At 51.7% G+C, this 12,808-nt stretch carries 13 protein-coding genes; 5 read left to right on the top strand and 8 right to left on the bottom strand.

The window, feature by feature from the left end; translation table 11 throughout:
* Window positions 1-6: 6 nt before the first annotated feature.
* Both EG028_RS03585 and EG028_RS03580 read right to left on the bottom strand, forming a co-directional pair.
* Complete coding sequence (locus EG028_RS03585; RefSeq protein WP_120515573.1) at window positions 7-426, bottom strand: VOC family protein; 420 nt, start codon at window positions 424-426, stop codon at window positions 7-9.
* Window positions 427-432: 6 nt separating this feature from the next.
* The gene (locus tag EG028_RS03580) at window positions 433-1,293 is read right to left on the bottom strand and encodes an ankyrin repeat domain-containing protein (protein ID WP_120515574.1); all 861 of its coding nucleotides are present in this window, start codon (window positions 1,291-1,293) and stop codon (window positions 433-435) included.
* 300 nt (window positions 1,294-1,593) lie between these two features.
* On the opposite strand from EG028_RS03580, the gene EG028_RS03575 reads away from it, so the two are divergent.
* Complete coding sequence (locus tag EG028_RS03575) at window positions 1,594-4,425, top strand: TIM-barrel domain-containing protein (RefSeq protein WP_241559070.1); 2,832 nt, start codon at window positions 1,594-1,596, stop codon at window positions 4,423-4,425.
* 123 nt (window positions 4,426-4,548) lie between these two features.
* Window positions 4,549-6,279, top strand: coding sequence for a glycoside hydrolase family 9 protein (locus tag EG028_RS03570; protein WP_120515576.1), 1,731 nt, complete (start codon window positions 4,549-4,551; stop codon window positions 6,277-6,279).
* On the opposite strand, the gene EG028_RS03565 is transcribed toward EG028_RS03570, so the two are convergent.
* The 5 genes from EG028_RS03565 to EG028_RS03545 all read right to left on the bottom strand — a co-directional run bounded on the left by EG028_RS03565 (window position 6,280) and on the right by EG028_RS03545 (window position 9,002).
* Window positions 6,280-6,693: a hypothetical protein gene (locus EG028_RS03565; protein ID WP_120515577.1), complete on the bottom strand. Its 414-nt coding sequence runs from the start codon at window positions 6,691-6,693 to the stop codon at window positions 6,280-6,282.
* Window positions 6,694-6,717: 24 nt separating this feature from the next.
* Window positions 6,718-7,155, bottom strand: coding sequence for a hypothetical protein (locus tag EG028_RS03560; RefSeq protein ID WP_120515578.1), 438 nt, complete (start codon window positions 7,153-7,155; stop codon window positions 6,718-6,720).
* Between the two features lie 39 nt (window positions 7,156-7,194).
* On the bottom strand, window positions 7,195-7,641 hold the full coding sequence (locus tag EG028_RS03555) for a hypothetical protein (protein WP_120515579.1): 447 nt from the start codon (window positions 7,639-7,641) through the stop codon (window positions 7,195-7,197).
* A gap of 133 nt (window positions 7,642-7,774) precedes the next feature.
* Window positions 7,775-8,005 carry a hypothetical protein gene (locus tag EG028_RS03550; protein ID WP_123864544.1) on the bottom strand — a complete coding sequence of 77 codons (231 nt, stop codon included), beginning with the start codon at window positions 8,003-8,005 and terminating at the stop codon, window positions 7,775-7,777.
* 433 nt (window positions 8,006-8,438) lie between these two features.
* Entirely contained in the window at window positions 8,439-9,002 is a 564-nt protein-coding gene (locus tag EG028_RS03545) for an RNA polymerase sigma factor (RefSeq protein ID WP_120515580.1), read from the bottom strand.
* A 153-nt stretch (window positions 9,003-9,155) separates the two neighbouring features.
* Here EG028_RS03545 and EG028_RS03540 point away from each other — a divergent pair, with 153 nt between their 5' ends.
* From EG028_RS03540 to EG028_RS03530, 3 genes are all read left to right on the top strand, one after another.
* Complete coding sequence (locus tag EG028_RS03540; protein ID WP_120515581.1) at window positions 9,156-9,566, top strand: hypothetical protein; 411 nt, start codon at window positions 9,156-9,158, stop codon at window positions 9,564-9,566.
* 132 nt (window positions 9,567-9,698) lie between these two features.
* Complete coding sequence (locus EG028_RS03535; protein ID WP_120515582.1) at window positions 9,699-10,694, top strand: ABC transporter ATP-binding protein; 996 nt, start codon at window positions 9,699-9,701, stop codon at window positions 10,692-10,694.
* A 39-nt stretch (window positions 10,695-10,733) separates the two neighbouring features.
* On the top strand, window positions 10,734-11,876 hold the full coding sequence (locus tag EG028_RS03530; protein WP_120515583.1) for a methionine aminotransferase: 1,143 nt from the start codon (window positions 10,734-10,736) through the stop codon (window positions 11,874-11,876).
* 3 nt (window positions 11,877-11,879) lie between these two features.
* On the opposite strand, the gene EG028_RS03525 is transcribed toward EG028_RS03530, so the two are convergent.
* The gene (locus EG028_RS03525; RefSeq protein ID WP_120515584.1) at window positions 11,880-12,767 is read right to left on the bottom strand and encodes an SMP-30/gluconolactonase/LRE family protein; all 888 of its coding nucleotides are present in this window, start codon (window positions 12,765-12,767) and stop codon (window positions 11,880-11,882) included.
* Window positions 12,768-12,808: the final 41 nt, after the last annotated feature.

Here is a 12,808-nt window from a genome sequence, read left to right as displayed (position 1 = left end):
GGGAAATTAGCTTTCCGCCTCCGGCCAGTGGAATACCAGCAGAAAACCATCCGGGTCCCGGAGGTATAGCGCTTTGAAGCCGTAACCTGTTTTTATGGGTTTATCCAATTCCAGCCCTTTCTCTTTCAACTGCATATATAAAGCCTCAATATCCGGGCTGCCGAAATAAAGCACCATATCATTATTCCTTGGAGCAGCCCCACGCTCCACCGGTTGCTGATCTTCCTCATAGATCGACTCCAGCATCAGCTGCATACCATTCAGCTCCAGTAATACCCAGTGATAATTCTCCGGCCTTTGCGGTTCCACGGACGTTTGCGTGAGTTCAAACCCCAGTGTATCCCGGTAAAAACGCAGCGACGTGGCCATGTCGAATACAGGAATGAGCGGGGCCATTCCCCGGATGTCAAGCGGATTTCCGGCCATGTGTTTTTATTTGTCCTTTAAATAAGTTTCTATCAGGGCGAATTTCTCTTTATCCCGCTCACCGGTTTCGCCAGTGTTCTGCATATACACGGCCCAGCCCAGCGGAGTGCCATGATATATGAGGTCGGGGATATTCGTGTCCGCGCCGGCTTCCACCAATACCTTCACCGCTTCCAGCGAACCGGAAGATACTGCCTGGTGCAGCGCGGTGGCATGACTGTGAAACCCATAGCCCTTGCCGGGCAGCGCATCAATGTCCACACCGTGCTTCAGCAGCAGGCTGAGCATATCCGCATATCCGTAAAAGGCAGCCGCCACAAAAGCCACCTGTCGTTCAGCGGGATTGGAATGCTCCAGCAGCGCGGGCAGCCAGTCTGTACGCCGCAGGCACACGGCCGCGGCCAGCGTAAGATCACCGCCACGGTCAATCAGTTTTTGCGCGGCGTCGATATTGTTATGCGCCAGCGCGCCGATGCCGCTTCCGGGCTTCGCGCCGTTATCTATCAAAAGATCGATGAGGTCGAGCTGAACGCCGTGCTCCCGTGGCACCCGGCCGGTGGCCACCAGCCCCAGCGCATAGTCCATCTGTTCCTGCAGCAGTTCCGGTGCATGCTGCCTGATCGTTTTAATAATAACTTCCGCGATACCGGTGATGTTTTCCGGCAGATGATCGTGCTCCACGGGATTGTCCGCAATGAACCAGAGAAGATAAGGCTGTTTGAAATAACCGTCATCCGGCGTGTGATGGCGATACGATGCCAGGTGCGGATGCCAGGCGAGTAAATGTTGCAGTTCCCCGAGATCGCCGGAACTGACAGCATCTACAGCTTTCTGAAAAATTGCGTCTGTAATGGCTGACTGTGGCATATAGAAGGTTTGAAGGCGGCACTGTTAATTTACTGAATTTGATGCGTAGCGGAAAACAATACGATAGGATTAACAATCATCCGCGATTGTTAATGAAACAAAATTTTTAATTGATAATCAATTGAATAAATAGGTTGGTATACATTTCAATACCTAATTATCAACATATGGCTACCCCCGCTGAAGATGTGTTCGGGTAATTTTGGAATGATCCGCACAGAAAAGATCATCCACGGAAAATATTGAGAAACGAACCTTATGGCATTCAGGCAACTTCTGCACACAGCACTTTTTTCAGTTTTGTTATGCTTACCTATCCACCTTTTCGCGGGCGACCCGGTGAAGTTCATCCGTGAAAAAGACGGTGTGACGGTGTACCCGGAGGTATATTTATCCGGCAATGCCAGAGCGGTAAAGCTGCAGGTGATCACGGACAGGATCATCCGCGTAACGGCTTCCCCGGAGAAGGTCATCCCTCTCCGTAAAAGCCTCATTACCGTTTACGGCGCACCCTCCGCGAATTTTACCCTCACGGAAGGCCCGGAGAAGATCACCGTGCAAACGTCCGCCATCACCGCCGTGATGACGCTGGCCACCGGCGCCGTTGCCTTCACAGATAAAAATGGCAAAACCCTCCTTGCCGAAAGGCCGCACAACGGCCGGCAATTGCAACCCGCTGTATTCGAAGGGCAGCCGGCCTATGGCATCACCCAGACGTTCGAAACTGTTGAAGGCGATGCATACTATGGCCTCGGCCAGCACCAGGATGATGTGTTCAATTACCAGGGCCGCCAGGTATTCCTTTTTCAGAACAACACTGAAGTAGCCGTTCCTTTCCTGGTAAGCAGGAAAAATTACGGCATCCTTTGGGATAATTATTCACTGACCAAAGTGGGGGACACCCGCGAGTATCTGCCCCTGTCCCGCCTCCGGCTTTTTTCCGCGAAAGGAGAGCCGGGCTGGCTCACCGCTTCTTACAGCAATCAACGCCAGCAGCCCGGGAAAGTAGCCTTCACCCGCGCGGAGTCCGGCATAGACTATGCATACCTGGACGATACCAAAAAACACCTGCCCGCCGGATTTGCGATGAAGACCGGTGTGCTTACCTGGGAAGGTTCCATCGCATCGGATTTTGAAGGAATGCACAGCCTGCGTTTCACGTATGGCGGTTACCTCAAAGTATGGGTGGACGGCAAACTGCTGGCGGATAAATGGCGGCAGGCCTGGAACCCCGGCACCGCGCTGCTGGAGATCAATTTACAGAAAGACAAAAAATACCCGGTAAAGATCATGTGGACGCCGGATGGGGATGCCTCTTACATCAGCGCACGCTGGATCAACCCGGTGCCGCTGGAAGACCGCAATACATTTACCATTCAGTCCGAAGCCGGCCAGCTGCTGGACTATTATTTTATCCACGGCAATAATATGGATGAAGTGGTGAGCGGCTACCGGCAGCTGACCGGCAAAACGCCCATCGTTCCCAAATGGGCCATGGGCTTCTGGCAAAGCCGCGAACGTTATAAAACGCAGGACGAACTATTGCAGGCCGTAGCCGAATACAGGAAAAGAAAATTGCCGCTGGATAATATCGTGCTGGATTGGAGTTATTGGAAAGAGGACGCATGGGGCAGCCAGGAGTTTGACCCACAGCGGTTCCCTTCGCCGGATAGCATGATACAGGCGCTGCACAGGCAGTATCATACACAATTCATGATCTCCGTATGGCCTAAATTCTACGAAGGCATCCCAGCTTATAAAGACTTTGACAAACAGGGATGGCTGTACCGCAGGAATATCGCGGACCGGCAGCGGGACTGGATAGGGAAGGGATATGTATCCACGTTTTATGACGCTTTTAATGAAAAAGCGAGAGCAGGTTTCTGGGAGTTGCTGCATAAAAAATTATACAACAAAGGAGTGGACGCCTGGTGGATGGATGCGAGCGAACCGGATGTATTGAGTAACGTGTCCCCCGAAAAACGGAAAGAACAGATGTCTCCCACAGCGGATGGCACGGCGGCGGAATACCTGAACGCCTACCCGCTGGAGAATGCCAAAGGCATTTACAATGGCCAGCGCAGCGTGGACCCGGACAAACGGGTGTTCCTGCTCACGCGCTCGGGGTTTGCGGGATCGCAGCATTATGCGGCGGCCATCTGGAGCGGAGACATTGCCTCGAGGTGGGAAGATATGCGGACGCAGATCTCCGCCGGCCTCAACTTTTCCCTGTCCGGTATTCCCTTCTGGACAATGGATATCGGCGGGTTTGCGGTGGAGCCGAGGTATGAAAAACCATCCGCCAAAGACCTTGAAGAATGGCGCGAACTGCAGACGCGCTGGTTCCAGTTTGGCGCCATGGTGCCGCTGTTCCGCTCGCACGGGCAATTTCCTTTCAGGGAGATCTACAATATTTCGCCGAAAGACCACCCCGCGTACAATAGTATGGAGTATTACACCCACCTGCGTTACCGGCTGATGCCATATATCTACACGCTGGCCGGGATGGCGTATCACCAGGATTACACCATTATGCGCGCGCTGGTCATGGACTTCCCGGAAGATGAAAATGTGAAAGAGACCGGCGATCAGTTTATGTTCGGGCCTTCGCTGCTGGTGAACCCGGTATACACGTACAAAGCGCGTGAGCGTGAGCTGTATCTCCCGGCAGGCCAGGGATGGTACGATCTGTACTCCGGCGAATTCCGCGAAGGGGGTAGACATATTAATGCCAAAGCGGATTACGAAACGATGCCGGTGTTTGTAAAAGAAGGCTCTATCCTGCCTTCCGGGCCTTCGCTGCAATACACCGCTCAGAAAAAAGCGGACACGGTTACCTTATATATTTATACCGGAAAGGACGCTTCCTTCACCCTCTATGAAGATGAGGATACAAACTACAATTACGAAAAAGGAGCATTCAGCAATATTACTTTTTACTATAAAGAAGTTGACAGGAGTTTATCGATCGGGGAGCGGCAGGGCGGTTTTCCCGGCATGTTGGATAAACGTGTTTTCCGCATCGTTTGGGTCAGCCGGGAAGCACCGAGGGCCTGGCTTCCGGATGGCAAAGCGGATGAGACAGTAGAGTACAGCGGGGCGGCCATAAAGGTTTCCGCGGCACGCTATTAGTCATCCGGCGGCTTTTTTTACAAGGTCGGCAACAATCACCCGCAGCTCTGGCAACCTATGTAAAATGCCCGCTGGTTACAGTGCGGGCATTTTCTTATATTTCATAAACAGGATGGACAAACTATGAGAACAATCGTATTCCTATTACTGGCTTTTCCCACAATGGCGCAACAACAGATCCAGCTGAACCAGTCCGGGTTTTATCCGAAGGCGCCTAAGATCGCGGTGATTACAGGCAGTGTTTCCGCGAAGGAATTTCACCTCCTCGCCCGCAATGGGAAAGACACAGTGTTCAGCGGCCCGCTGGGCCCGGAGCAACATTCCGCCAACTCTTCCACGCTTACGCGCATCGCGGACTTTTCCGCGTTTACGGAGAAAGGGGAGTATGTATTGCAGGTGCCGGGTGTGGGCACGTCTTATCCTTTTTCTATCTCCGCTGAAGTACTGAAACCTGTAGCGGTTGCGAGTCTGAAAGGTTTTTATTTCCAACGTTCGGACATGCCGCTGGAAGAAAAATATGCGGGCAAATGGCACCGGCCCGCCGGTCATCCTGACAACATCGTATACGTCCATGCTTCCGCCGTGAGCGGCAGGCGGCCCGCCGGCACCGTGATCGCTTCGCCCGGCGGCTGGTATGACGCGGGCGATTACAACAAGTATATCGTGAACTCGGGCATTTCCATGAGCTCATTGTTTTCCGCGTACGAAGATTTCCCCGGGTATTACGCCGCGCTTCGGACCAATATCCCTGAAAGCGGGAACGCCATCCCGGACATTCTTGACGAAGCAGTGTACAACCTCCGCTGGATGCTTACCATGCAGGACCCGAACGATGGCGGCGTGTATCATAAATGCACCAATGCTTCCTTCGACGGGATGGTGATGCCCGGCGTCACCAAATTGCCGCGTTACGTGGTACGGAAAGGCACGGCCGCTGCACTGGATTTTGCGGCCGTCACCGCGCAAGCCGCCCGCATTCTCCAACCGTTCAATCAACCGCTTGCGGACAGCTGCCTGAAAGCCGCCCGCATGGCCTGGCAGTGGGCGGAGAAAAATCCCGCGCTGATGTACGATCAGAATGTAATGAACAAACAATTTCAGCCCGCCATCACCACAGGCGCTTATGGGGACAACGACGTAAAAGACGAATGGAGCTGGGCGGCGGCGGAAATGTTCGTGACCACAAAGGATAAAAAGTACTACGACATCTTTCACCAGCATCTGCAGGACAGTGTATATCTCCCCACCTGGCGAAATGTGGCCATGCAGGGCTACTACACCATTCTACGTGCATCCGGCCAGTTGCCGGAAGTAGTGCGGCAAGACCTGCCTGTGATCAAAGAGCGGGTGCTGCGCATAGCCGGTGAATATATCCGCAGGCAGCCGCAGAATGCTTTCCAGACGGTGATGGGCCAGTCGCGGCGGGACTTCAGCTGGGGTGGAAGCTCGGTGGCGGCCAACCAGGGGATATTATTGCTGTACGCATACCAACTCACAAAAGATAAAATATACCTGCACGCGGCGTTGAGCAACCTGGATTACCTGCTGGGCCGGAACGCCACCGGTTATTCCTTCCTGACGGGCGCGGGCAGCAAAGCCACCATGCATCCGCATCACCGCCCTTCTATCGCGGATGGTATCGAAGAACCTGTGCCGGGCCTGCTTTCCGGCGGGCCAAACCCGGGTATGCAGGACAGCTGCCGCTATGAAAAAACGGAGCCTGAAACGGCCTATTCGGACACCGCCTGTTCTTACGCCTCGAATGAAATAGCGATCAATTGGAATGCGCCGCTGGTGTACCTCGCCAATGCGCTGGAAGCCCTGAAAAAAGAGGCGGGGTATGTTGAGGATTGATTATTTTTTCTTTGTTGCCGTTGCCGTCTCGTCTCCTCTCGTAAGACGAAGGAATGCCACCTGGCCGTAGCTGTCCATTTCAAACTGGAGCAGGATCTCTTTTTCGGGTACAATGAACTGGTGCTGGCCGGTGCGGACCATTTCATGTTTTTTTCCGCTTGTGGGTATGCCATAGAGCTTGCCATTTTCCAATACGATCTGCGTTTCAGGATCGTTCGGTATGATGTAGGTACCAGTGTACATCCGCAGCATTTTCAGCGAATCCGGTTCCTGTTCGCGGGGAATGGAATCGTGGTAAGCCGGAAGAATGCGGGCCGCCTGGCCGGACGTTTTACCGATCACTAATGCGCCGATCAGGCAGGAGAGGGCAATACATTGCCAGGCCCCGGAGGGCAGCAGGGATGTTGGTTTCATGTAATCAGAATTAAGCGTGAATAATTAAGGTTGTTCGTTGTATTTGAGATACAGGAAATAGGCGAGATAACTCAGCGCGATACTGAATGCCATGATGGCGAGGGAATGGATATCCAGCGGAAGCGTGTAATATACCGCTGTGAGCCCGATGCCGGCGCCGGCAAGCATCAGGCACCATTTGAGGGCCTGCGAGCGGAGGTCGCGGTTAACGGGCTGGAGGAACTGTTCCGCTACTTTATCGGTCACGCCCTTGTCCACGAGTTTTGACCGGAGGCGGTGGTCCAGCACGGATTTGATGATGTGCAGGATAAAAGAACATACCAGGTAAAGGACCAGTATCATGGCGGGTATGCTGATCAGCTGGCTGCTGATGTACCGGTTGTCCGGCAGGCGGAAATGCTCCTGTGCGAAGAGTGCCGCGGGTGTTATGATGCTGATGGTCAGTGCGAATATCTTCTTCATGTTGAATCAGGTTTATAATCGTTTATCTGTTCATTTGTTTTAATAATATTCAAGCCGGTTCATTTTCTGCCGGTGGGTGTTGAGCATGTCCGCCAGGAGCAGCACCAGCAGCATCACCGCCGCAGGCCCGAGGCAGTACAGGAGATAGGGGAGGGAACGGTTAAATATTTCCCCGAGATCTTTCCTGAAATAATACCCTCCGCCCGTAAGTGCGGCCAGTACAACGGCAATGATGACCAACACGGGTTTTAATGCCGGTTGTGGTTTTCTTTGGACCTGTAATTGAGGCAACACCAGCATTTTTACATCAAAATCAAAACCGGCGGCGGGCATTTCCGTCATGCCTGAAAACATTAAGCGGTATGATTCCACGGCTTCCCTGCACGTTTCGCAGCCAGCCATATGCCCCGTGGCTTCGGGATCATTATACGTTTCGTCTAGGGCAATTGCCTGAATTGTTTCATCGTTTAAATGTGCACCTTTCATAACATTGCTTTAATCAGTAAGAATAGTTTCGGGATGGTCATTCTCCTGCCTGTGTTTCTTTGTTTGATATATGCTATCCTGATGTTTTGTTTTCCCGGCAGGCGGGATTTACAATCCGGTGTGTTCTTTCCTGTCATGCTTTTTGAACCGCTATCTGTCGTTTTCCGCCCGCTGCATTGTCTTTTTGTACCCTGGAAGTACCTTTTTGTACTTCCAACACCCGGCTTTGTACTTCGGAGGTACCTTTTTGTACTTCCAACACCCGGCTTTGTACTTCGGAGGTACCTTTTTGTACTTCCAACACCCGGCTTTGTACTTCGGAAGGAGCTTTTTGTAGTAAAAAGTATCGACCTTGTACTTCCAACACTCGGCTTTGTACTTCCGAAGTACCTTTTTGTAGTAAAAAGTATCGACTTTGTACTTCCGAAGGAGCTTTTTCTCACTCGGAAGTACCTTTTTATTTCTTTCGGATTAAAATTGCTCTTCGGAAGGAGCTTTTTCTCGCTCGGAAGGAGCTTTTTATTTCTTTTGGATTAAAATTGCTCTTCGGAAGGAGCTTTTTCTCGTTCGGAAGGAGCTTTTTATTTCTTTTGGATTAAAATTGCCCTTCGGAAGGAGCTTTTTCTCGTTCGGAAGGAGCTTTTTATTTCTTTTCGATTAAAATTGCTCTTCAGAAGGAGCTTTTTCTCGTTCGGAAGTACCTTTTTCTCGTTCGGAAGTACCTTTTGATCTCCAAAGAATTAAAATTGCCCTTCCAGGAGTACCTTTTTTCCCACCTGGGCATTATCTACCTCTTTTTACTGCGCCTCTTTCTCTCCGTAATACCCGGTCAGTTGCTCCTTTAATGCCTTCCTCGCCCTGAAAAGATAACTTTTCACCGTTCCCGTAGGCATACCGGTGATCTCACCAATTTCCTCGTAACTCAGTTCTTCCTGGTGATATAAGGTGATCATCGTCCTGTACACTGGTTGCAGCTTTTCCATGCCCGCCTGTAAGATGCCTGCCAGCTCCTTGCGGAATAACAGCGCATCCGCTGTGCCGGCCCCGGGACTATCCATTAATTCCCCTGGGAACAACAGCTTCTTTTTCCGCAGATGATCCATGCAGGTATTGTAACCGATCTGCGCGATCCAGGTGGACAGCTTCGATTCATGTTTGAACACCCGGAGGTTCTTATAAGCCTTGAGATAAATCTCCTGCGCCAGGTCCTTCCGGTCCTCCACATTGCTCACCATCCGGCAAACTATCTGCGCTACCAGCTTCTCCGTATTACTGATAATAATCCCGAAAGCCTGAGCGTCACCACTCAAAGCCCTGTGAACCAGTTGCTTGTCAGCCAGTTTATCGGGATCGGAATTCATTGAACTATTTGACGGGTACGAGTGGATAATGTTGCAGTTTCATGAAAATAATTTTTTAAACGGGGATTTGTCGCATCCCGCCCCGTTATTTGACGCGGCAGGCCATCACTTATTCCCTTTTTTGTGCGGAAATTTGGTGAAAAACCACAAAACATGGAAATCCGTGAAATGCTCCTCGAAAAAGACATCCCGGTTTTTTACGTTCAGGCCGTTTCCTTCCCCAACGGCATCATGGGCGCATACACCAGCCTGCATTCTTCTCTCGGCGATGCGCACGAACGGCCCTCATACGGCGTCACCGAAATGGTGGATGACCATTTGACCTACAAAGCCTGCGCGGGCCTCTTCACGCAGGACGAAAAGGATGAGATCGACCTGCCGGTGTACAACATCCCCGCCGGAAGATACCTTTCCATGAAAATAAAACCCTTCGGCCCGCAAATGCAGAAGTTCCCGGAGTTTTTCAAAGAGCTGATGGACCATCCCATGGCAAAGCCCGGCACCCTTGGCATTGAACATTATAAGACGCTGGATACGGTGATTCTCATGGTGCAGGTCCGCTAAGGTCCTTGTATAGGGCTTTCCTTCCATATATGGAATTTCAATAAACTCTTCCTGCTTCCCGGCAAATGTATTTTCTTTGATACCTGGTAAATGGAACGCACTTTGCAGTAGCGCACCGCCAACGATATCAATATGCATTTATTACAGGTTTCCGATATATACAGGAAGGATCAGCTGGGATTTGAACTGAAACCCATTTCCTTTACCCAGGATAAGTTCCGGAAAGTGGCCATCGCAGGGGCTTCAGGCTCGGGGAAAAGTACACTGCTGCGCATCATTGCCGGATGGATACAACCGGATGGAGGAGAGGTGCTGTTTGAAGGGAAAAAAGTAAAAGGCCCGAATGAACAGCTCATCCCCGGTCATCCGCAGATCGCATACCTCTCGCAGCATTACGAGCTGCGCAACAATTACCGCGTGGAAGAGCTGCTGTCTTACGCCAATAAACTTACGCAGGAGCAGGCGGACCGCTTGTTTGAAATATGCCGGATCCATCACCTGGTGAAACGCAAAACAGACCAGCTTTCCGGTGGTGAAAAACAACGCATCTCCCTGGCCCGGCTGCTGCTCACCATGCCCAGCCTGCTGCTGCTGGACGAACCTTTTTCCAACCTCGACCTTATTCATACCCGCATCCTCAAAGATGTGATACAGGACCTCGGCCAGGAGCTTAATATCACCTGCCTGCTTGTGTCCCACGACCCGGACGACATTCTGCCCTGGGCGGATGAAGTGCTCATCATGAAAGACGGCGCCATCATCCAGCAGGGGCCGCCCGCGCAGGTGTACCACCAGCCGGCGAATGAATACGTGGCCGCGCTGCTGGGCGCCTACCATCTTTTTACGCCCGAAAAAGCAAAGGTCTTTTCGCTGATGCCCGGCATCGCCGCCAATGGCAAAAGCCTGTTTGTACGACCGGAACAGTTCCGGCTCGTGCGTGAAGGCGGGGACGCGCTCAAAGGCCGTGTAAAAGCGGTGTACTTTGGCGGGAGTTACAACGATGTGGAAGTGGAAGTGCCGGGCAATATCATCCGCGTAAGGACCACCACCGGCCAGTACAAAAGCGGGGACGCGGTATTTGTTTCCCTGCCTTCGAAAGGCATCTGGTACATGCCGGTTGGGGAATAAGCGCGCTTTTGTTTATTTTGATCCATAAACTTTTTACCCTTGAACCTCACCTCCAAGCTGCCCAGCTCAGGCACCACTATCTTCAGCGTGATGAGCGCACTGGCGGCCGAACATAGATCCGTAAACCTCGGCCAGGGATTTCCTGACTATCCCATGAACCAGGAGCTGATCGCGAAAGTGAATGAAGCGATGTACAATGGTTTTAACCAGTACGCGCCCATGCAGGGCTACCTGCCGCTCCGCGAAGTGCTGGCGCAGAAAATAAAATTTCTCTACGGTACGGACATCAACCCGGACAGCCAGATCACCATCACGCCCGGCGGCACTTATGGTATTTATACTTCCCTCACCACCGTGCTGCAACCCGGCGATGAAGTGATCATATTCGAACCGGCGTACGACAGTTATGTGCCGAATGTACTGGTGAACGGCGCCGTGCCGGTATTGATAGACCTGCAATTTCCGGAGTATAAGATCAACTGGGAAGAAGTGCGCGCAAAGATCACCCCGCGCACGCGCATGATCATGATCAATACGCCGCACAACCCAACGGGCTCTGTATTAAGCGAAAATGATATAACAGAACTGAGAAAAACAGTGGAGGGAACGAACATCTTTATCCTCAGCGATGAAGTGTACGAACACCTGATCTACGACAACATTCCCCATCAAAGCATCCTGCGTTACCCGGACCTGGTGGAAAGAAGTTTTGTGTCTTTTTCATTCGGAAAACTCTACCACTGCACCGGCTGGAAACTGGGCTATTGTATCAGTTCGCCAGAATTGATGAAAGAGTTCAGGAAAGTGCACCAGTACAACTGTTTTAGTTGCCATAGCCCTTCACAGGTGGCGTTGTCGGAGTTCCTGCAGAACAAAGACTCTTATCTCCGGCTGAGCGGGTTCATGCAGGCCAAACGTGATCTTTTTCACAGCCTGATGGCCGGCACCCGTTTCACGGCCATGCCCAGCTACGGCAGTTATTTCCAGTGTTATCAATATCACCGCATCAGCGAAGAAAGCGATCACGCGTTTGCGGTGCGGCTCACGAAGGAATTTGGCGTAACGCCGGTGCCCGTGTCCGCCTTTTATCAGAACGGAAAGGACCACAAAGTGATCCGGTTCTGTTTTGCGAAAAAAGATGAAACGCTTGAAAAGGCTGCGGAACTATTGATGAAAGTCTAGGCTTTATTCAATTCCTTTCACCTTCATTTTTAAAGTGTACACGGCCACCCCGGCTGTGATGAACAGCTCATCCCGGTTCTTCCCGCCAAAACACGCATTGGCCGTCCATTTTTCAGGTACGGGTATCTGCGCGATCTGTTTGCCTTCGGGGTTAAATACGGTGATGCCGTTGCCGCAGATGTACAGGTTGCCGAGATTATCCAGCGTAATGCCGTCGCCGCCTTTGTTCGTGAAGAGGATGCGGTTGGAGAGAGAACCGTCTGCCTGTATTTCGTAACGGTACGTTTTGTTGTCCCCAATGTCCGCCACAAACAGGTATTTCCCGTCCGCGGAACCTACAATGCCATTGGGTTTTACGATATCGTCCGCTACCATCACCGGTTCTTTTTTGCCGGGCGCGAGGTAATACACCCGCATGGCTTCGATGTCCGGTTTTTTTCTTTCCCAGTAATTGCGCTGATAATATGGATCGGTGAAATAAATGTTGCCGTTCGGGTGTATCCAGAGGTCATTCGGGCCATTGAGTTTTTTACCCTGGTAATCGCTCATCAGCACGGTGTGTTTGCCTTTTGGGGTGAAAGCCCATAGCTCGTTCTGATCATCCGCGCAGGCAATGATGCGTCCTTTTTTATCTACGTACAGGCCGTTTGAGCGGCCACTTTTGGAAGCGAACTCCGTCAGTTTGCCGGCTGTGTTGTATATCCAGATCTTATCGTTCGGCTGATCGGTGAAGTAGATATTTCCTTTTTTGTCGCGCGCGGGGCCTTCGGTAAAACTGAATTGTTTGGACACCAGGGTTACCTGGGCATTGTCCGCTACGAGGGACTGCAGCGAATCGGATTGCGCCTGCACGGACAGCGTAAGCAGCAATAAGGCGGCTGTTTTCATCATGTGGAATCTTGTTTCCGTCAAGATAATAAAAAAAGCATCAA

The sequence above is a fragment of the Chitinophaga barathri genome (assembly GCF_003807585.1).
Taxonomy (GTDB): Bacteria; Bacteroidota; Bacteroidia; order Chitinophagales; family Chitinophagaceae; genus Chitinophaga; species Chitinophaga barathri.
Note: the sequence above shows the minus strand (reverse complement) of the source record. Positions and strands in the feature narration are given on the sequence as shown.